The sequence below is a fragment of the Mycobacterium colombiense genome (assembly GCF_001665835.1).
Classification (GTDB): Bacteria; Actinomycetota; Actinomycetes; order Mycobacteriales; family Mycobacteriaceae; genus Mycobacterium; species Mycobacterium colombiense_A.
In genome coordinates, this window is sequence record NZ_LZSX01000074.1 from 58,527 (window position 1) to 77,491 (window position 18,965).

At 70.6% G+C, this 18,965-nt stretch carries 19 protein-coding genes; 7 read left to right on the plus strand and 12 right to left on the minus strand.

Features of this window, described 5'->3' with window-relative positions:
- Nucleotides 1-1,743: a hypothetical protein gene (locus tag A5760_RS17345; RefSeq protein ID WP_064882953.1), complete on the minus strand. Its 1,743-nt coding sequence runs from the start codon at nt 1,741-1,743 to the stop codon at nt 1-3.
- 311 nt (nt 1,744-2,054) lie between these two features.
- On the opposite strand from A5760_RS17345, the gene A5760_RS17350 reads away from it, so the two are divergent.
- Nucleotides 2,055-3,776, plus strand: coding sequence for a hypothetical protein (locus A5760_RS17350; protein ID WP_064882955.1), 1,722 nt, complete (start codon nt 2,055-2,057; stop codon nt 3,774-3,776).
- Here A5760_RS17350 and A5760_RS17355 read toward each other — a convergent pair.
- Nucleotides 3,773-4,801, minus strand: coding sequence for an NAD-dependent epimerase/dehydratase family protein (locus A5760_RS17355; RefSeq protein ID WP_064882957.1), 1,029 nt, complete (start codon nt 4,799-4,801; stop codon nt 3,773-3,775). The two genes, A5760_RS17350 and A5760_RS17355, sit on opposite strands and share 4 nt — an antisense overlap.
- Nucleotides 4,798-5,574 (minus strand): S-methyl-5'-thioadenosine phosphorylase, encoded by a 777-nt coding sequence (locus A5760_RS17360; protein WP_231122655.1) that lies wholly within the window; start codon nt 5,572-5,574, stop codon nt 4,798-4,800. The genes A5760_RS17355 and A5760_RS17360 overlap by 4 nt, the downstream gene beginning before the upstream one ends.
- 85 nt (nt 5,575-5,659) lie before the next feature.
- Here A5760_RS17360 and A5760_RS17365 point away from each other — a divergent pair, with 85 nt between their 5' ends.
- Both A5760_RS17365 and A5760_RS17370 read left to right on the plus strand, forming a co-directional pair.
- A complete protein-coding gene (locus A5760_RS17365) occupies nt 5,660-6,532 on the plus strand; it encodes a 1,4-dihydroxy-2-naphthoate polyprenyltransferase (protein ID WP_064882961.1) in 873 nt (290 codons plus the stop codon).
- A 98-nt stretch (nt 6,533-6,630) separates the two neighbouring features.
- Nucleotides 6,631-7,638, plus strand: a complete 1,008-nt coding sequence (locus tag A5760_RS17370) for a beta-ketoacyl-ACP synthase III (RefSeq protein WP_064882963.1) — start codon at nt 6,631-6,633, stop codon at nt 7,636-7,638.
- Here the strand turns inward: A5760_RS17370 and A5760_RS17375 are convergent.
- Entirely contained in the window at nt 7,635-8,027 is a 393-nt protein-coding gene (locus A5760_RS17375; RefSeq protein ID WP_064882965.1) for a DUF4229 domain-containing protein, read from the minus strand. The genes A5760_RS17370 and A5760_RS17375 overlap by 4 nt on opposite strands.
- A gap of 46 nt (nt 8,028-8,073) precedes the next feature.
- Between A5760_RS17375 and A5760_RS26725 the strand changes: the two genes are divergently transcribed.
- Nucleotides 8,074-8,235: a hypothetical protein gene (locus tag A5760_RS26725; protein ID WP_085977768.1), complete on the plus strand. Its 162-nt coding sequence runs from the start codon at nt 8,074-8,076 to the stop codon at nt 8,233-8,235.
- A 186-nt stretch (nt 8,236-8,421) separates the two neighbouring features.
- On the opposite strand, the gene A5760_RS17380 is transcribed toward A5760_RS26725, so the two are convergent.
- From A5760_RS17380 to A5760_RS17415, 8 genes are all read right to left on the minus strand, one after another.
- Nucleotides 8,422-9,735, minus strand: coding sequence for a MinD/ParA family ATP-binding protein (locus A5760_RS17380; protein ID WP_064882967.1), 1,314 nt, complete (start codon nt 9,733-9,735; stop codon nt 8,422-8,424).
- Nucleotides 9,736-9,798: 63 nt separating this feature from the next.
- Nucleotides 9,799-10,782, minus strand: coding sequence for a c-type cytochrome biogenesis protein CcsB (ccsB, locus tag A5760_RS17385; protein WP_064882969.1), 984 nt, complete (start codon nt 10,780-10,782; stop codon nt 9,799-9,801).
- Nucleotides 10,779-12,413 carry a cytochrome c biogenesis protein ResB gene (locus A5760_RS17390; RefSeq protein WP_064882971.1) on the minus strand — a complete coding sequence of 545 codons (1,635 nt, stop codon included), beginning with the start codon at nt 12,411-12,413 and terminating at the stop codon, nt 10,779-10,781. Before A5760_RS17390 ends, ccsB begins: the two co-directional genes overlap by 4 nt.
- Before the next feature lie 47 nt (nt 12,414-12,460).
- Entirely contained in the window at nt 12,461-13,240 is a 780-nt protein-coding gene (locus tag A5760_RS17395; RefSeq protein ID WP_064882973.1) for a cytochrome c biogenesis CcdA family protein, read from the minus strand.
- A complete protein-coding gene (locus A5760_RS17400; protein ID WP_064882975.1) occupies nt 13,237-13,860 on the minus strand; it encodes a TlpA disulfide reductase family protein in 624 nt (207 codons plus the stop codon). The genes A5760_RS17395 and A5760_RS17400 overlap by 4 nt, the downstream gene beginning before the upstream one ends.
- Before the next feature lie 70 nt (nt 13,861-13,930).
- Complete coding sequence (locus tag A5760_RS17405) at nt 13,931-14,539, minus strand: histidine phosphatase family protein (RefSeq protein WP_064882977.1); 609 nt, start codon at nt 14,537-14,539, stop codon at nt 13,931-13,933.
- Nucleotides 14,539-15,888 carry a glutamate-1-semialdehyde 2,1-aminomutase gene (gene hemL / locus A5760_RS17410; protein WP_064882979.1) on the minus strand — a complete coding sequence of 450 codons (1,350 nt, stop codon included), beginning with the start codon at nt 15,886-15,888 and terminating at the stop codon, nt 14,539-14,541. The genes A5760_RS17405 and hemL overlap by 1 nt, the downstream gene beginning before the upstream one ends.
- Before the next feature lie 90 nt (nt 15,889-15,978).
- Nucleotides 15,979-16,323 (minus strand): hypothetical protein, encoded by a 345-nt coding sequence (locus tag A5760_RS17415; protein WP_064882981.1) that lies wholly within the window; start codon nt 16,321-16,323, stop codon nt 15,979-15,981.
- Nucleotides 16,324-16,397: 74 nt separating this feature from the next.
- On the opposite strand from A5760_RS17415, the gene A5760_RS17420 reads away from it, so the two are divergent.
- The 3 genes from A5760_RS17420 to A5760_RS17430 are packed head-to-tail and all read left to right on the plus strand — an operon-like array spanning nt 16,398 to nt 18,905.
- A complete protein-coding gene (locus tag A5760_RS17420; protein WP_064882983.1) occupies nt 16,398-16,793 on the plus strand; it encodes a nitroreductase family deazaflavin-dependent oxidoreductase in 396 nt (131 codons plus the stop codon).
- Between the two features lie 10 nt (nt 16,794-16,803).
- Nucleotides 16,804-17,991 (plus strand): enolase C-terminal domain-like protein, encoded by a 1,188-nt coding sequence (locus A5760_RS17425; RefSeq protein WP_064882986.1) that lies wholly within the window; start codon nt 16,804-16,806, stop codon nt 17,989-17,991.
- Nucleotides 17,988-18,905 (plus strand): ketopantoate reductase family protein, encoded by a 918-nt coding sequence (locus A5760_RS17430; RefSeq protein WP_064882987.1) that lies wholly within the window; start codon nt 17,988-17,990, stop codon nt 18,903-18,905. Before A5760_RS17425 ends, A5760_RS17430 begins: the two co-directional genes overlap by 4 nt.
- Nucleotides 18,906-18,965: the final 60 nt, after the last annotated feature.

An 18,965-nucleotide genomic window follows, 5' to 3' on the forward strand; every position in this document is an offset into this window, starting at 1 on the left:
TCAGAATCCGCGGTGAGGGTGTGGCTCCTGCGGGTACATCGGCTGCTGCGGGTAGACCGGCTGCTGGGAATGAGTGGGCGGCAGGGTCTGCTGGGTGTGCGTCGGTGGCGGCGCCTGGGTGGTTTCCCGGGTGCTCGGCGGCGAATACGTGCTCGTCGGCGGCTGGTGCGTGGTGCTCGGCGGCGAATACGTCGTCGTCGGCGGCGAATACGTGCTCGTCGGCGGCTGGTAGGTGGTGGTCGGCGGCGAATAGGGCGTGGTCGTCGGCGGCGTGTAAGGCGGGTTGTAGGGAGGGTTGTAGGGCGGATAGTTCGGCCCCCACCCAGGGATCGGGATGGGAATCGGAATAGGTACCGGCACAATGGGATTCGGGCGAGGCGCCCAACCCGGATTGGGATTGGGCACGACACCGGGGTTGACCGGCGCCTCGGGGACGGGGCCGGCGGGCACGCCGCCTCCCGACGGGGGCGCGACCTGCTGGGGGGCCGGGACGTTGTTGGGAGCCGGGACGGTGCCGCCCTGGAATCCGGCGTTGGGCGCATCGGCCGGGGGCGGGGGCAGCGGCGCCTGCTGCTGGCTCGGCAGGATCGGCATGAACTTGCCGGGGGTGCCGTTCTGGACGCCCACCACCGGCTGCCGGCTGGCGGTCGGTTCAACGGCGACCGCGATCGCGGTGGCCAGCGACGCCAACCCGACGACCGCGAAGGCGACGACGGCATTGCCGACCACCAGCGATCGCCGCGACAGCTTCGTCGGCGCCTCCTCGTCAACGTCGCCGTACTCGTCGCCGTACTCGTAGTCGTCGAATTCGGGGTCGTACTCATCGAATTCGCCCGGGTACTGCTCGCCCCCGTCGGCCATCGAATAGGCCAGTTGGTGGTCTTCGGCGTTCGGATCGGCGAATTCCGATGCCGGCACGACGGTGGTCTCATCCCCGGTGAGCCCCGCCGCCGGGGCCATCGCCGTGGCATCCCCGAACGCCGGGGCCATCGCGGTGGCATCCCCGGCTGCCGGGGCCATGGCGGTCTCGTCACCGGTCAGCCCGATCGCCGGCGCCATGGCCGTCGCACCCCCGGCTCCCAGCACCGCAGCCGGCGCGGCGGCGATCGCGGCGCCGCGGGCGAGCGCAAACGTGGGATCCTCGGCGACCTGCACCCGCATGGTCGACGCGTCGCGAAGCTCGTCGGCGACCCGGTTCAGATCGGGGGACGCACCGAGCAGGTACACATCCCGCGGGGCGTCGGGGTGGGCGCTCAGGTTCGCCATCATGGTGTGGAAGGCCGCCGTCGCATCGCCGCCCGACGCACCCGCCAGTGGCTGGCTGGCCAACACGGTTGGCGGCGCGTCGGGATCGCCGTCACCCGAACCCACCATCGACAGAGTCGCCGTCGCGTCGTCCATCACCAGCGCCGCGCCGGGCCGGCCGGCCGCACGCATCAGGGCGGCCACCGCCTGCGATTCCGAGAGCACCGCGACGTTGTGCACGCCCGAGTCCTCCAGCGCCCGCCGCAGCTGGTCGGCGGCGGGATGGTCGGTCCAGCACAGCCGGGTGCCGACCAGCCGGTGGTTCTCACCGGCCAGCAGCCGGTTCGTGCCGACCACGGTCTCGGTCAGCGTCCCGATCGGATTGTCAGCGAGGTCGACGACGGATTGGTCGATCACGTCGGCCCCCTGCGCGCCCGACCCGACCAGGGCCAAGCGCGCGACGGGTCCGGTGACCGCAACCCCCAAAACGACGTCCATCCCGGTTCTCCTTCACGCCGGCTACCCCGCAACCAGCAATGTCCCGGCATCATTACACTTGCGATACCGTTGGCACTATCAATCATTCAGGCGACGAGCTTCGTCTACTAGCGCAGCGTAACCAGCTTTTCGAACGACAGGACGCCTCACCGCGGAATCATCTCCGCCCCAGCAGCCGGCCACAGCCACTGCCACGGCATCCGAACGGAGAATATGTTCGCAAGCGAGCAGTGCATTTCACTCGGCGGGGTAACCCCTCGCCGAGTGCCTGAAGCTACGCCAAGAATATCCGTCCTTGAATCCCGGGGGGCATGGTGAGCCAGAGCAGCGACGAGACGCCGACCGGTCCCATCCGCGGCCAGACGCAGCAGGCACCGGCGCCGCGCATCATCCGCCCGCACGCCACGGGCGGCGCCGCAACCGCGGCGGCCGGAACGAAGCGGTACCGGCACGTCGTCGGTGACCTGACCGCGGTGGCGCTGCTTGTCCTCGCGGTATTCCTGCCGTGGAACCTCTACTTCGGCTTCGGGATCCCCGACAGCAGCACGATCCTGTTCGGGGTGTTGATCGCGGTGACGGTGCTGGCCGTCGTCGCAGTCGTGGTCGCCGGTTCGTGGCGGTCGGCGGGCGCTCGGTTCAACCCGGCGCGGGCCGCCCGGCTTCGACTGGCGCTCAATGTCCCGTACCTGCTGCTGGTGCTCGCCTTCGTGGTGTTCGACGCGTACGAGACCGTCCGCTTCGGTGGCACGGTCAACGTGCCGGGCGGTGTCGGCCCGGGAGCGTGGGCCGGGATCGCCGGCTCGCTGTTGAGCGCCCAGGCGGTGCCGACCGGTGCGCTTGCCGGACCGGTTCCGGCCGGCGACGAGTCCACCGGGTGGCACCGGTCGGCGCGGGTCATCGGCTCGCTGTCGATGCTCGCGGCGGTGCTCAGCTTCGGCTTCAACCTGTACTGGCGGGTCCGATACGCGCTGCAAAGCACCGGCGGCGCCGAGGAATTCGGCAAGCAGAACATCGCCGTGATCGCGACCGCGGTGGTGTACGGCGCGGTGGCGCTGATCGCGGTGCTGGTCGCCGCGCGGTGGCTGCTGCGCAGCGCGCGGGAAAGCCGGCTGACCACCGTCGCGCTCGGCGCATCGACGCTGGCCGCCGGGGTCCTGGTGTGGTTCCTGCCCGCCGGGCGTGACATCGACGCGTTCCACGGCATCGCGCAGAACACGTCCACCGCCGGCGTCGGGTTCGAGGGCTACCTGGCGTGGGCGGCCGGCGCGGCACTGTTCGCGCCGCGGGCCCTGTTCGGTCGCCGGAACGCCTCGCCGACCGAGGAGTCCGCGTGGCGCGCGACGACCCGAAATGGCTTGCTGCTCATCGCCGTTTGGTCCGTGGGATCGGTGGCGATGCGGATCACCGACCTGGTCGTCGGCGTGATCCTGAACTACCCGTTCTCCCGGTACTCCAGCATCGTGCTGGCAGCGTTCGATCTGGCCACCGCGGTGCTGGCGATCTGGCTGCGCCGCAGGCTGGCCACCCTCTCGGCGAGAATGGTCACGTCGCTGTGCGGGCTCGTCGCCACGCTCAGCGTCGCCCGCGTCGTCGTCGGCCTCGAGCTGGCGCCGCGGTTCGAAAACTCACCCAATTCGCCTGCGCTGCACCCGGTCTACGGCAACAACCTGGCCCAGCAGATCACCAGCACCTTCGACGTGACGCTGTGCGGCCTGGCCCTGGGCATCCTGGTGGCGGCCATCGTCACCGGGCATCTGAGCGGTCGACGGCTGGCCCGTCGCGCCGCCCGCAGGCGCGCCGCCGCGGCGAATGCGGCGGCACCCACCACCCGAGTCCCGGTGGGCCAGGGCGCGGGCCCGTCGGCTGCGGCGACCACCCGCATCCCGGCCGGCGTCCCCGGTGGAGACAACGAACCGCCCACCACGGAGATACCGCCGCTGGCCAATGCGCCCCGGATCTTCCGCGGTGACGACTCCGGCACGCGCCAGATTCCCGCGCAGAAGCCGCAGATCTACCGCCCGCCGCAGGGTTAGCGAAGGGGCGCGAAGGCGAACTCGCGCAGCCCGTCCCCCGGCGCGACGGCCGCCCGGAAACCGAGCACCTCTGCGGCCCGCGACGGGTCGGCGACGATGTGGCGCACGTCGCCGCTGCGGTACTGCCCGGTGACCACCGGGGACAACGAAGCGCCGCGCGCGTCGCACAGCGCGCCGGCCACCTGCGCAATCGAAATGGGTTGTCCCGAACAGACATTGACCGCGGTGAAACCCTCGCCCCACTGTGTCGCCGCGACGTTGGCGGCGGCCACGTCGTCGACGTGGACGAAGTCGCGCATCTGCCCGCCGTCCTCGAAAACCTTTGGTGGGTCACCTTTTTCCAGCGCCGACCGAAAGATCGCCGCCACCCCGGAGTACGGGGTGTCGCGCGGCATGCCGGGGCCGTAGACGTTGTGGTAGCGCAGCGCCACCACCGAACCACCGGTGGCCTCCGACCAGGCCAGCGCGTAATGCTCCTGGGCTGTCTTGCTGGCGGCGTACAGGCTCCGCGGCCGCAGGCAGGCGTCCTCGTCGACCAGGAGCCACTGCAGCTCCTCCCCGCCGACCGGGCACCGGTGCTCGAAGATTCCGGCGTCGAGGTCCGCGCGGCGCCGCGGCAGCGGATCCACGGGCCCGTGTTGTTCGCAGTAATAGCGCCCCTGCCCGTACACCACCATCGACGAGGCAAGCACCAGGCGCCGCACCCCGGCGGCGAACATCTGCGCCAGCAGGACCGTGGTGGCCAGGTCGTTGTGGCCGCCGTAGGCGGGGGCGTCGGCGGCGTCCACGCCCGCACCCACCATCGCCGCCTGATGGCACACCACGTCCACGCCGGCCAGCAGCGGGGCCAGCGCGTCGGCGTCGCGCACGTCGACGCGGTGACATCCCCGCGGCAGCACCGGGTTTGGGCCGTGCGCGGCGGGCAGCAGCGCGTCGACGGCGACCACGTCATGCCCCGCGGCGCGCAGCGCGGCGCCCACCCGCGAACCGATGAAGCCGGCCGCCCCGGTCAGCAGCACCCTCACGGCAGCTCGATGGGCAGGGTGACCCCCGCATGCGGCAGGCAGTGCGTGCACGTGCGGTCGGCGGCGATCCGGCCGATGGCCCGGCCGACCAGCGTTTTGAACACTTTGATGTTCTTCTCGAATTCGGCGAACACGTCGACGGTCTTCACGCCCTCCCCGGCGGTCACACCGGCATCCAGGTCGGTCACCAAAGCGATTGTCGCATAGCATATTTCGAGCTCGCGGGCGAGCGCCGCCTCCGGATAGCCGGTCATGTTGACCAGCGAGAAGCCGGCCGAGGCGAACCACCGACTCTCGGCGCGGGTGGAAAAGCGCGGCCCCTGGATCACCACCATGGTGCCGCCGTCGACCACGTCGGGCAGGCCGGTCACCGCCTCGCGCAGCGTCGGGCAGTACGGGTCGGCGAAGTCGACGTGGATGCCGCCGGAGTCGAAGTAGGTGTCGGCGCGGCCCCGGGTGCGGTCGACGAGTTGGTCGGGCACCACGACGGTGCCCGGTCCGAGTTCGGCCGTGAGGCTGCCGACCGCGCACGGCGCGAGCACCCGCCGCACGCCGAGCTTGCGCAGCGCCCACATGTTGGCGCGATACGGCACGGTGTGCGCGGAGAATTCGTGGCTGGCGCCGTGGCGGGGCAGGAACGCCACCTCGTGGTCGCCGATGGCGCCGACGGTGACCGGGGCGCTGGGCGGCCCGTACGGGGTGTCGACGGCGACGTCGCGGGAGTCGGATCCGAAGAAGGTGTAGAAGCCGCTGCCGCCGATGACTCCGAGCATCCGACCATTGTGGTGCATGACGCCCGGGGTGATCGCGGGTGCGGGGCCCGGGGATTGACCGCCCGCATCCTGGCAGGATGTTCGTGTGGCCAATTTCGGGCAGTGGATTTCCGGTGCGCGGCCGCGGACGTTGCCCAACGCGGTGGCGCCGGTTGTCGCGGGAACCGGTGCGGCCGCGTGGCTGCATTCCGCGGTGTGGTGGAAGGCGTTGCTGGCGCTGGCCGTCGCGCTCGCGCTGACCATCGGCGTCAACTACGCCAACGACTACTCCGACGGCATCCGCGGCACCGACGACGACCGGGCCGGCCCGGTGCGCCTGGTCGGCTCGCGGCTGGCGGCGCCGCGGGCGGTGCTGGCCGCCGCGGCCGCCAGCCTGACCGTCGGCGCGCTCGCCGGGCTCGCGCTGGCGCTGTTCAGCGCGCCGTGGCTGATCGCGGTGGGAGCGGCCTGCATCGCCGGGGCGTGGCTGTACACCGGCGGGTCGAAACCCTACGGCTACGCCGGTTTCGGCGAGGTCGCGGTGTTCCTGTTCTTCGGGCTCGTCGCCGTGCTGGGCACCCAGTACACCCAGGCGCTGCGGGTGGACTGGGTGGGCCTCGTGCTGGCGGTGTCGACTGGGGCGCTGTCGTCGTCGGTGCTGGTGGCGAACAACCTGCGGGACATTCCGACCGACGCGCGCTCGGGAAAGGTGACGCTGGCGGTGCGGCTGGGCGACGCCCGCACCCGGATCCTGTACCAGGCGCTGCTGGGAACCGCCGGGGCGCTGACCCTGGTGCTCATGCTGGCGACACCGTGGTGCGCCGTGGGACTGGTGGCCACTCCGCTGGCGCTGCGCGCGGCGGGCCCGGTGCGATCGGGCCGCGGGGGTCCGGAGCTGATCCCTGTGCTGCGCGATACCGGGCTGGCGATGGTGGTGTGGGCGGTCGCGGTGGCCGCGGCGTTGGCGCTGGCTACCTAACGGCCGGTCGGGGGTTACCTATAGTGCAGGCAAAGGCCTCCGAGGACGCCCCCTTTGGGGTACTTTTGCGTCGGCTCCGGAGATAGCGAAGGACCGCAATGAATCAGATTGCCGCGACCAGCGGGCCCAAGAACATCGGCTTGCTCAGCGTCGGGTCATACCGGCCCGAGCGGGTGGTCACCAACGACGAGCTGTGCGAGAACATCGACTCGTCCGACGAGTGGATCTATTCGCGCACCGGAATCAAAACCCGCCGGTTCGCCAGGCGCGACGAATCCGTCACCTCCATGGCGACCACGGCCGGGCTGGAGGCGATCGCCAAGGCCTCCCTCGAGTCATCCGACATTGATTGCGTCCTCGTCGCTACCAGCACCCATTTCACCCAGACCCCCCCGTGCGCGCCGGCGGTCGCGACGGCGTTGGGTGCCACCGGGGTGCCCGCGTTCGACATCTCGGCCGGCTGCGCGGGCTTCGGCTACGCGCTGGGCGTGGCGGCGGACATGATTCGCGGCGGGACGGCGGCCACGGCGTTGGTGCTCGGTTCGGAGAAGCTGTCCTGCACCGTGGACATGCAGGACCGGAGCAACTGCTTCATCTTCGCCGACGGCGCGGCCGGGGTGGTGGTGGGCGAGACACCCGACCAGGGCATCGGACCCACGGTCTGGGGCAGCAACGGCGCGCAGGCCACGGCCATCCGCCAGGACATCGAGTGGATCGACTTCCTCGACAACCGCACCGGCGAGCGCCCGTACCTGAGGCTCGAAGGCAGCGCGGTGTTCCGGTGGGCGGCATTCGAGATGGGCAAGGTCGGCCGGCAGGCGATGGACGCGGCGGGCATCCGGCCCGACGAAATCGACGTGTTCCTGCCGCACCAGGCCAACAGCCGGATCAACGAGGTGCTGGCCAAGAGCCTCGATCTGCGCCCGGATGCGGTCGTCGCCAACGACATCGAACACACCGGAAACACCTCGGCGGCGTCCATCCCGCTGGCGATGGCCGAAGTGCTGGAGACCGGCGCGGCCAAGGCCGGCGACCTGGCCCTGCTGCTCGGTTACGGCGCGGGCCTGAGCTACGCCGCTCAGGTCGTGCGGCTGCCGAACGGCTAACTGCGCCCTGATTCCTGGTCGCCGCCCTCGTCGGCGGCGTCCCCGTGTAGTCGGGCCTGGAGCAGTTCGCGCTCCCGGCGGCGGCGCTCCCCGGCGATCGCGAGCGCGGCGGTGGCCCGGCGGCGCAGCGGGGCGAACACCCAGATGCCCAGCGGCATCGCGATGATCAGGGCGAACAGCACTGCCACCACGATCGGGAACTGCGTGATGCCCGCCAGGCGCGCGACACCGTAGATCACGCCGGTGAGCGCCACCGCCAGCAGCGCCCGCGCCGCGATGTAGGCGGCAACGTGGACGGCGACGCGATTTCCGGACCGTTGCGCCGTGTCCTCGCCGTCGGCGTGGTTCTCCGTGCTGCCGGTGCTGTCGTCGCTAGCTTCTTGTGACACAGCCTGAGCCTACGGCGCGGGTATATTCGCCCCAAGGAGGTGTTTGGTGCTCTACCTGCTGCTCGTCGTGATTTTGGGGACGCTGATCTATGTCGGCTGGCGTGCGGCGCGCTCGCAGGCCCACCGGCCGAAGACGCGCGTCATCGGACCCGACGACGATCCAGACTTCTTGCGGCGGTTGGGTCATGGCGACAACAACCCGCGCTAGCTCGACGGTGGCGACCCGCCACTAGCTCGACGGTGGCGACCCGCTGCGCCCGGCTACGCCGCCCTTGCGATCGCCACTAGCCCGACGGTGGCGACCCGCTGCGCCCGGCTACGCCGCCCTTGCGATCGCCACTAGCCCGACGGTGGCGACCCGCTGCGCCCGGCTACGCCGCCCTTGCGATCGCCACTAGCCGAGCACTCCCGGGTTGTGCTGGTCACCGGGGAACCCGTCGGCGACAATGGCGGCCAGCTCGGTGAGCGCTTCGCGCGTCCCGCGGCGTAGCCGGTCCAGTTCGATCTCAGCGCCCTCTTCCAGGTGCGGGTCGAACGGCACCAGCTGAACCGCGCGGCAGCGCCGGGAGAAGTGGTCGATCACCTTGTTCATGTCGACCTTGCCCGGGCGGGGCTTCACCCCGTTGATCACCGCGATGGAATTGCGGACCAGGTCCTCGTGGCCGTGGGCGTCCAGCCAGTCCAGCGTCGCCGAGGCGCTGCGCGCGCCGTCGATGGATGCCGAGCTGACCACGACCAGGGCGTCGGCCTTGTCCAGCACCGAGCTCATCACCGAGTGCAGCAGGCCGGGCCCGCAGTCGGTGAGCACCAGGCCGTAGAACCGTTCCAGGATGTCCAGGATCCGCGCGTAGTCCTCGGCGCTGAACGCGTCCGAGATGGCGGGATCCGTTTCGGACGCCAGCACCTCGAGACCGCTCGGACCCTTGGAGGTGTAGCGGCGCACGTCGCTGTAGCGCTCGATGGTGCCGGCGTCGTGCAGCAGCTGGCGCACCGTCGCCGCCGTCTCCAGCGGGATCTTCTGGCTCAGTGTGCCGCGGTCGGGGTTGGCGTCCACGGCCACCACCCGGTCACCGCGGATGGAGGCGAAGGTGGCGCCCAGCGTCGCGGCGATCGTGGTCTTGCCGACGCCGCCCTTGAGCGACAGGAAAGCGACCCGGTAGGAGCCCCGCAGGGGCCGATTCACCTGGGCGACCAGGTTGTTGTACCGGGTTGCCCGCGGGCTCTCGCCCAGGTTGATCAGGCCGCCGGACAGTTTGAACAGCAGCCGCCGCCAGCCGTCCGACGGCGGCGGGGCGACCGGGCGCAGCAACATGCCGGTGGACAGCTCCGGGTACGGCGTGTGCGGCAGGTGTTCGGGACGCTGCTGCGGCGCCCCATGGATCTGGGTGGGCGGCGCGTCCTGACCGTCGTAGTAGGCGCCGTACGCGGTCGGGTCGACCCGCGGGATGCCGGTCAGCGGTGTGGGGTCCCACGGCGGCATGCCACCCGGCCTGGGCGCCGTGGGCGGCGCGGCCTGCTGGCGCTCGGGTCCGGGGACGCGGCGTTCGGTGCGGAATCCGGCGAAGGCGCGGGTAGGGGCGTCGTCGCCACCCGATTGGGCCTTCGGCTCCGCGGCCTCCCGCTGGTCCGCCGCCGACGCTGTCTGTGGAGGTATCTGCGTGGTCGGTTGTTCGGGCGACCCCACGCCCGACGTTGGATGCTCGGTCACTGCACTTCCCCCTTGTTGTGCGCTTTTCCCGTGTTGTGCGTTATTCGGGCCGGTTGTGCACCGTCACCCGACGCCCGCATAAGAATGCAGGCCGACAGTGACCAGGTTAACGAAGAACAAATTGAAGACCATGGCCACAAACCCTGCGACATTGATCCAGGCGGCTTTCCTGTCCCGCCATCCCGCCGTCGACCTGGCGTGCAGATACGCGGCGTAAATCACCCAGGCAACAAATGACACAGTCTCTTTGGGATCCCAGCCCCAATATCGGCCCCAGGCTTCTTCGGCCCAGATGGCCCCGAAAATCACGCCGAAACCGAACACCGGAAAAGCGAAAATCGTCGTCCGATATGCGATGCGGTCCAGGGTCTGCGCGTCGGGGAACCGCTGCACCAGCCGGCTCAGCGCGCTGTGCTCGGTGCGCTCGGGGTCTCCCAGCGGCGAGGTCCGCAGCAGGAACAGGATGCTGGCGATGCCGGCGACCAGGAAGACGCCCGATCCCAGGCTGACCACCGACACGTGGATCGGCAGCCAGTAGGACTGCAGCGCGGGCATCACCGGCGCGGCGTTGGTGTAGAGCCAGCGCCCGGACACCGTGAGCAGGATCAGGACCGGCAGCAGCAGGAAGACCCACAGCGGGCGGTATTGCGCGCGGCGCAGCACGACCGCCCCGGCGATCAACCCGCACAGGCAGGTCAGGTTGATGAATTCGTACATGTTGCCCCAGGGCACCCGCAGGGTGGCCAGGCCGCGCAGCACCAGGCAGGCCAGCAGCAGCCCGATGCCCAGGTACACCACCGACAGCCCGGCCCTGCCGACGCGCTCGTCGACCGGGCGCTGGGTGGCCTCTTCCACGACGCCGGGAGTGACGGAGTCGGCGCTGACCGCACCGGCCAGCACCCGGGCCCGCTGATCCGCGCGGCGCCCGCCGGTGTATGCCAGCTCGAAGGCCAGCAGCAGCAGCGCGATGACGAGGGCCACCACGGCCGACGTGAACGCCCAGTCGGAGTAGCGCGCCAGCTCGATGTTGACGTGCACCGTATTCATTTGACGTCCACCTCAGAACTCCTCTTGGAGGGTGCGGGTGTCGCGTCGCCGTGCGACGCGGTGGTTGTCTCGGCGCGAGCGGCCCCGGAGTCGAGGCCGGTCAACAGTCGCTCGGACAGCCGCTCGAACTCGTCGCCCCAACCGGAGTTGTCGGTGCGCGCCAGGCCACCCAGTTCGACGTTCACCGTACCGGGCGACCCGCCGGCGTCGGGCGTCAGACGGACCCATACCCGGCGGCGACGCACCAGCAGCGACACCACCAGACCGCCCATCATCGTGATGGCGAAGACCAGCACCCAGGTCTGGCCCGGGTCGTGCGAGACCTGCAGGTTGACGAACGGGACGGCGCCGTCGAAGCGGATCACGGTGCCGGCCGCGGGTCCCCGATCGATCCGGACCGACTGGCCCGCACGCAGATTGACCCGCTTCTCTTTGGTCAACCGATGCTGCTCGATCAGGCGGGGGTCCAGGGTGAACAGCGACTGCGGCCGCCCGGTGTCCAGCCCGGTGTCGCCGCGGTAGATGTCGACTGCCACCGCGGGGGCATCCAGCGCCGGGAAGCGCGAGGACAACAGCGTGCCTTCCAGCTGCTCGGTCGGGGCCAGCAGGCCCTGGATGGCGATCTCGTGGCTGCGCCGCTCCGCGGCGTTGGGGTAGCTGCCGGCGGGCGGGTCGATGCGCACCACGCCCGACGAGAGCAGGGTTTGCGGGTTGTCGGGTCGCCACTGCACGGTCGCCGTGCGGACCTGCCCGTCCGGGTAGGTGACGCTGAAGGTGGGCGCGTAGCCGTGCCCCTGCAGGTACACCCGGTCGCCGCCGAGCCGCAGCGGGTGGTTGACCTCCAGCCGGTAGTGCCGCCAGGTGTTGGCGGTCAGGTCCTCGCCGGACTGGTAGTCGACGTTCGCGGCGAACGAGGTGGCCTGCCCCGACGGCAGGTAGTGCGCCGCGAAGTCGTCGACGCGGATGCACAGCGGGTGCAGCGAGGTGCCGTCGACGGTGTTGCCGGCCCGGAACGAGTCGAACGCGGCCGGCGAGGCCGAGCAGAAGCCGGGTCCGCCGTCGGCGATGACGATGACGTTGCCCTCATAACCGAACAGCTTGCCGACGGCCACCGCGACCAGCAGGCCCAGCAGCGAGAAGTGGAAGACGATGTTGCCGAACTCGCGCAGGTAGCCCTTCTCGGCGGACACCTCGGCGACTTCGGCATCGGCCGGCTCGGCGCCGTCCTGGTGCCGGATGGCGGTGCGCCAGCCGCGCAGCCGTGCGGCCAGCGTGTTGGCCAGGGCGTTCAGCTCGTCGGGCCCGGCCTGCACCTGGTGACTGGCGTACTTGGGCAGCCGGGCGAGGTTGCGCGGGGCGGCCACCGGGGTCGACCGCAGGCTGCGGACGTGCTCGATCATCCGCGGGGTGAGGCAGCCGACCAGCGACACGAACAGCAGCACGTAGATGGCGGTAAACCAGAAGCTGGAGAACACGTTGAAGGCCTGCAACCGATCCAGCCACGGCCCGATCACCCGGTGCGCCTTCAGGTAATCGTCGACCTTGCCGGCGTTGAGGTTGCGTTGCGGCAGCAGCGCACCCGGTATCGCGCCCAGGGCGAGCAGGAACAACAGCACCAGCGCGGTGCCCATCGATGTCAGGGCGCGCCAGGTGTTGCGGCTCCAGGCGACAAGGTGCCTCAAATCGGCAACCTAACGTCGGACACGAACGCGTCGCGCAGCCAGGAGACGAAGTCGTTCCACACCCCGGTGACCAGCAGCGCGCCGACCGTGATCAGCAGGACGCCGCCGAAGATCTGGATGGCCCGGGTGTGCCGGCGCAGCCAGCCCAGACCCCCCACCGCGCCCGCCGAGCCGAACGCCAGCAGCACGAACGGGATGCCCAGGCCCAGGCAGTAGGCGATCACCAACACGATTCCGCGAGCCACGCTGGCGCCGTCGGTGGCCGAGGCGACGGTGATCACGCCGGCCAACGTCGGCCCCAGGCACGGCGTCCAGCCCAGCGCGAACACCGCGCCCAGCACCGGCGCGCCGGCGACCGTGGTCAGCTGCCGCGGACTGAACCGGGCCTGCCGTTGCAGGGCCGGGACGAGGCCGACGAACACCAGCCCCATCACGATGGTCAGCACTCCCCCGGCCCGTTGCAGCAGCAGTTGGTTGGTGATCAGCGTGGTGGTCATGCCGAGGACGGCGACGGTGCCGAGCACGAACACGGCGGTGAACCCGGCGACGAACAACGCCGCGGATCCGGCGACCCGCCAGCGGGCGCCCGGCGGGGCCTCGATGGCGCCTTCCGGCGGCTGTTCGTCCACGCCGACGACGGCGGCCAGGTACGACAGGTAACCGGGCACCAGCGGCACCACGCACGGCGAGGCGAACGACACCAGTCCCGCCAGCAGGCACGCACCGAGCGCCACCAGAAGCGGTCCGGCGGCGGCGATCTGGGTGAATCCCGTCATTGCTGTACCGGCCCTGCCTTACCGGCCGGGGTGGGCGATGCCTCACCGGCCAGGCGCTGCACCACCGGCTGCAGGTCGGTTGCCAGCAGTTCCCGCAGGAACACCGCCGCGACGCGGTGCTGCCGGTCCAGGACCAGCGTGGACGGGATCACGGTGGTGGGGTACTTGCCGCCGAACGCGATCAGCGTGCGCATCGCCGGGTCGTAGATGGACGGGAACGTCACCTGGCGGTCGTTGACGAAGTCCAGCGCGGCCTGCCGGTTGTTGTCCCGGACGTCGATGCCCAGGAAGGACACCCCGGCACCGCGGGTGGCGTCATACACCTGCTGCAGCTGGGTGACCTCGGCGCGGCACGGCCCGCACCACTGACCCCAGATGTTGATGACCACGACCCGGCCGGCGAAGATCGGGTCGTCCAGCGACAGCGTATGCACGGGATCGGCCAGGTCGGGACCGGCCAGCGGGCCGGGCCGGCCACGGCTGGACGGGGGGTCGTAGTAGATGTCGGTCTTGCCGCCGGGCGAGACGAATTCGAAGGTGCCGCCCTGGGCGACGGCGTCGTGGCCCGACGAGCAGCCAAGCAGGCCGGGCAGCAGCGCCGCCAGCACGGCCCCGGCCATCGCCTGTCGTCGCGCGACCAAGGCGCCACTCCTCCTCATCGCTTCGCTCTGCATCGTCGTCGGCGCGCGATCAACATGCCGCCGGTTCGCAGTACTCGACGTCGGCCAGTCGGTCGCCGTCGTAGACCAGGGTCGTCACCGAGGCCAGCCCGCACTCCCGCCGCCGCGGGTCGTGCCACAGTCGCCGGCCGGTCACGTGCAGCCGCAGCGTCCACACCGGCAGTTGGTGGCTGACGCACACCACCTCGTGGCCGGCGCCGCGGGCGCGGGCCTTGTCCACCGCCGTCTGCATCCGGGCCGCGATCTCGGCGTACGGCTCACCCCAGGACGGCCGGAAGGGGTTGCGCAGTTGCCACCACACCCGCGGGTCGCGCCAGGCGCCGTCGCCCGGGCTGACCCGTTTGCCCTCGAAGAAGTTGGCCGATTCGATCAGGTCCGGGTCGGTGTCCACGGCCAGGCCGTGCTTGGCGGCGATGGGCGCGGCGGTCTCCTGGGCCCGTTCCAGCGGCGAGGCGATCACCGCGACGATGTCGCGGTCGGCCAGCGCGTCGGCCACCGCGGCCGCTTGCGCGCGGCCGTTGTCGGAGAGATGAAAGCCGGGCAGCCGCCCGTAGAGGACGCCGCTCGGGTTGTAGACCTCGCCGTGCCGCACGACGTGCACCCGGGTGAGCTCGGCCATCAGGACTTCCCCTCCTCGGCCTGCGCGGCGGCCCTGGCCGCAGCGGGCAGGGCGCCGGCGATCCGGTCGAACGCGCTGTCGTCGAGCGCGGTTGAGACGAACCACGCCTCGAAGGCGCTGCACGGCGGGTAGACCCCTGCGTCCAGCAGCGCATGGAAGAACGGCGGATACCGCCACGTCTGGGTGGCCCGTGCGGACGCGAAGTCCGTCACCGGCGTTTCGGAGAAGAACACGCTCAGCATGTTGCCGGCCCGCGGAATCTGGTGCGCCACACCGGCCTTCGTGAGCGACTCGGAGAACAGCCCGGCCAGGCGATCGGCGTTGGCATCCAACGTGGCGTAGGCGGCGGCGTCGGCGTTGCGCAACGTGGCCAGCCCGGCCGCCATCGCCACCGGGTTACCCGACAGCGTGCCGGCCTGATACACCGGGCCCAGCGGGGCGAGGCGCTCCATCACGTCGGGCCGCCCGCCGAACGCGGCGGCCGGCAGTCCGCCGCTCATCACCTTGCCGAAGGTGAACAGGTCGGCCTCGACGGGATCGACTCCGTACCAACCACTTCGGCTGACCCGGAAGCCGGTCATCACCTCGTCGATGATCAGCAGTGCGCCGTGCTCGGCGGTGATCGCGCGCAGCGCCGCGTTGTAGCCGGGCGCGGGCGGGACCACGCCCATGTTGCCGGGGCTGGCCTCGGTGATCACCGCCGCGATCTCGTCGCCGAACCGGGCGAAGCTCTGTCGCACGGCGTCGATGTCGTTGTAGGGCAACACGATCGTGTCGGCCGCCGTCGCGCCGGTGACTCCCGGCGAGGACGGCAGGCCCAGCGTCGCCACCCCGGAGCCCGCGTCGGCGAGCAACGCGTCCACATGGCCGTGGTAGCAGCCGGAGAACTTGATGACCTTCGCGCGGCCGGTGAAGCCGCGGGCCAGCCGCACCGCACTCATGGTCGCCTCGGTGCCGGAGTTAACCAGCCGGATCCGCTCGACCGGCGCCACCCGCCCGATCATCTCGGCCGCCAGCTGGCTCTCGGCCGGCGTGGGCGCCCCGAACGACAGGCCAGAGGCGGCGGCCCTGGCGACCGCCTCGACGACGGCCGGGTGCGCGTGACCCAGGATCATCGGCCCCCACGAGCAGACCAGGTCCACGTACTCGTTGCCGTCGGCGTCGGTCAGCCGGCACCCGCGCGCCTCGGTGATGAACGGCGGTGTCCCGCCCACTGCGCTGAACGCCCGGACCGGGGAGTTCACCCCACCGGGAATGACGGCGCAGGCATCCTCGAACAGTCGGGCCGACGCTGCCGTGGCCCGGAGGGCCCCGGTGGCGTGCGCGGTCGCCTGATCACTGCTTCCCATGACGACTAGTGTCCCAGCCCTCGCGGGTCATTCCACTACAGGGTGTAGCAGAACGTGCTGATGCAACGTGGCGAGCTACTGGTGGCCGGGTTATCCGGCCCCTTGCTGGTTGTTTTCTTGGGCTGCGATGAAGTTGCGGCGCGCAGCATCGTGTTGCTTTTCCGCGGCGCGCCCGTGTGCGGCGACGTCGCCAAGACCCTCGGCGACCGCACGTTCCTGGACCTCGGCGGCACGCTCGTGCGCGACGGCGGCTTCATAGTGGCATCGCGCTCCCCGCCGGTGCGCCTGCTGGTCACGCTCGTGAGAATGCTCGGCACGCTCCGCGGCGCGCTGCACGTCCGCCGCGGTGATGGCCTTTCGGGCGGCAAGTTCCTGCCCCCTGCGCACCAGCTCCTGGGCGCGTCGGGCGGCCTCGTTACCTGCCGTCTCTTCCATGAGATGACAGTAGACGCATTGCCCGGGAAAAGATCGGGTTGTCCTCGCCCGGCGTCTGCGGGTTGGATAGTGATATGCAACTCCCACAAGGACTTGCCCGGTTCAACCGTCACGTCACCAACCCGATTCAGCGGATGTGGGCCGGTTGGCTTCCGCCGTTCGGGATCGTCGAGCACGTCGGGCGGCGTTCGGGCAAGCCGTACCGCACACCAGTCAATGTGTTCGCCACCGATGTCGAAGGCAAACCCGGGGTGGCCATCCTGCTGACCTACGGGCCCGACCGGGATTGGCTGAAGAACCTGAAGGCCGCGGGAGGCGGGCGGCTGCGCAGCAGGGGCAAAGAATTCGGCATCGCCGATCCGCGCGTGGTCAGCAAGGATGAGGCCGCGGCGCACGTAGCGCGCAGGGTGCGACCGGTTTTCGCGAGGCTGCCGTTCGAGCAGGCGGTTTTGCTCACAAAGACCTCCTGACCACCGGGTGATGCGGATCACGGCGATCGTCGAACTGGCGGTCGGGCTGGACGACGGCCGACGCGGCGGGCCGGCCAATGCGGTGGTCAACTTCGCCCACCACACGGTCTCCCTGGTCGCGGTGATCACCGACGTGATCCGGCACGGACGACCCGTCGCGGGCGTGGCTTTCGATTCGATCGGCCGATTCGCCCAGAGTGGGATCCTGCGCGACCGGATGATCCCGCGCGTGCTGGCCGCGTCCCCCGACGCGCTGCTGGATGCGTGCGGGTACGTCGATCCCGCCGCGGTTTTGGCATGCGCGCTCACCGACGAGAAGCCCGGTGGACATGGCGACCGGGCGGCGGCCGCGGCAGCGCTCGAACTGGCCTGCTGGGACCTGAACGCCAAACTGCGCGACGAGCCCGCCTGCGCCACCATCGCCCGCCATGCCGGACGAGAGCCCGCAGCGTCGGTGCCGGTGTATGCCGCCGGCGGCTACTACTACGCCGACGGCGGGGTCGATTCGCTGCGCGCGGAAATGCGGGGATACCTCGACGCGGGCTATGACGCGGTCAAGATGAAGATCGGCGGCGCCGCGCTGGGCGAGGACCTCGTGCGGATCGAGACGGTCATCGACATCGTCGGCGACGCGAAACGGGTCGCGGTCGACGCGAACGGCCGGTTCGACCGGGTCGAGGCCACCCGCTGGGCGGGCGCGCTGGCTCCCTACGGCCTGCGCTGGTACGAAGAGCCGGGCGATCCGCTGGATTACGCGCTGAACCGGGCGGTGACGGACTGCTATGACGGTGCGGTGGCCACCGGGGAGAACCTCTTCTCGGTACCGGATGCGACCAATCTGCTGCGTTACGGCGGCATGCGGCCCAATCATGATGTCTTCCAAATGGATCCGGGCCTGAGCTACGGGTTGACCGAGTACATCCGGATGCTCGACGTCGCGGCGTCGCACGGCCTTGATCGCCGCTTCGCCTTCCCGCACGGCGGACATCTGATCAACCTGCACGTCGCGGCCGGGCTGGGCCTGGGTGGCTGCGAGGCCTACCCCGGTGTGTTCGCGCCGTTCGGCGGCTACCCCGACGCCTGCGCGCTGTCCGCGGGCCGAATATCGCCCACCGATGCCGCGGGCTTCGGGCTCGAGCAGAAGGCGGGCCTGGCCGAACTGATCGCCGAGCTGACCGACGGGACAGCACGCGGATGAAGATCGCGGTAATCGGTTGCGGTGCAATGGGTTCCATCTATGCCGCCAGGCTGGCCGCCGCGGGCAACGACGTGCTGGCCATCGACCGCTACCAGCCCGGCATCGATCAGATCGTCCAACACGGGCTGCGGGTCACCGGTCCTGGCTACGACCGGGTGGTGCCGCTGCGGGCGAGCACCACCGCGCCGGACGAGGCGATGGATCTGATCGTGCTCGCCGTGAAGGCGGCCGACGTGACCAGCGGTGCGCGACAAGTGATTCCGATGCTCGGCCCGGCCACCCCGGTGCTGACCATCCAGAACGGCCTGGGATCGGCGGAAACCGTCGCGGGCGTCGTCGGCGAGGAACGGGTCGCCGTCGGAATCGCCAGCGGATTCGGCGCGGCGACCGTGGCACCCGGGCATGTCCGTCACAACGCGATGAAAGCGATGCGGTTCGGCGCCTACTCGTCGCTACCGCTCGCCACGGTCGAGTCGATCGCGCGGGCGTGGAGCGACGCCGGATTCGATGCGGCCGCCGTCACCGACATCGCCGCCATGCAATGGGAGAAGCTGATGTGCAATGCCGCCTACAGCGCACCGTGCGCGCTGACCGGCATGACGGTCGGCCAGGTGATGGACGACCCGGACATGGCGCCGGTCAGCCAGGCGGCCGCGACGGAGGCGTGGACGGTCGCGCGGGCGTCGGGCATCGCGGTCGCCGTCACCGATGCGGTCGAACACGTGCGCGCCTTCGGCGCGCAGATGCCCGCCGCCAGACCGTCGGCGCTGCTGGACCACGAGGCGCACCGGGTCAGCGAGATCGACGTCATCAACGGCGCTGTGCCGCGCCAGGGCGCCCGGGTCGGCGTTGCGGCGCCGGTGAACGCGACCCTGACCGCGCTGATCAAAGCAATCGAACGCGAATGGAGCTGACTGGGCGCAGCCAGGACGGGTATACGCCACACCGGCATACGCCGCGATGAGAGGAAGCCG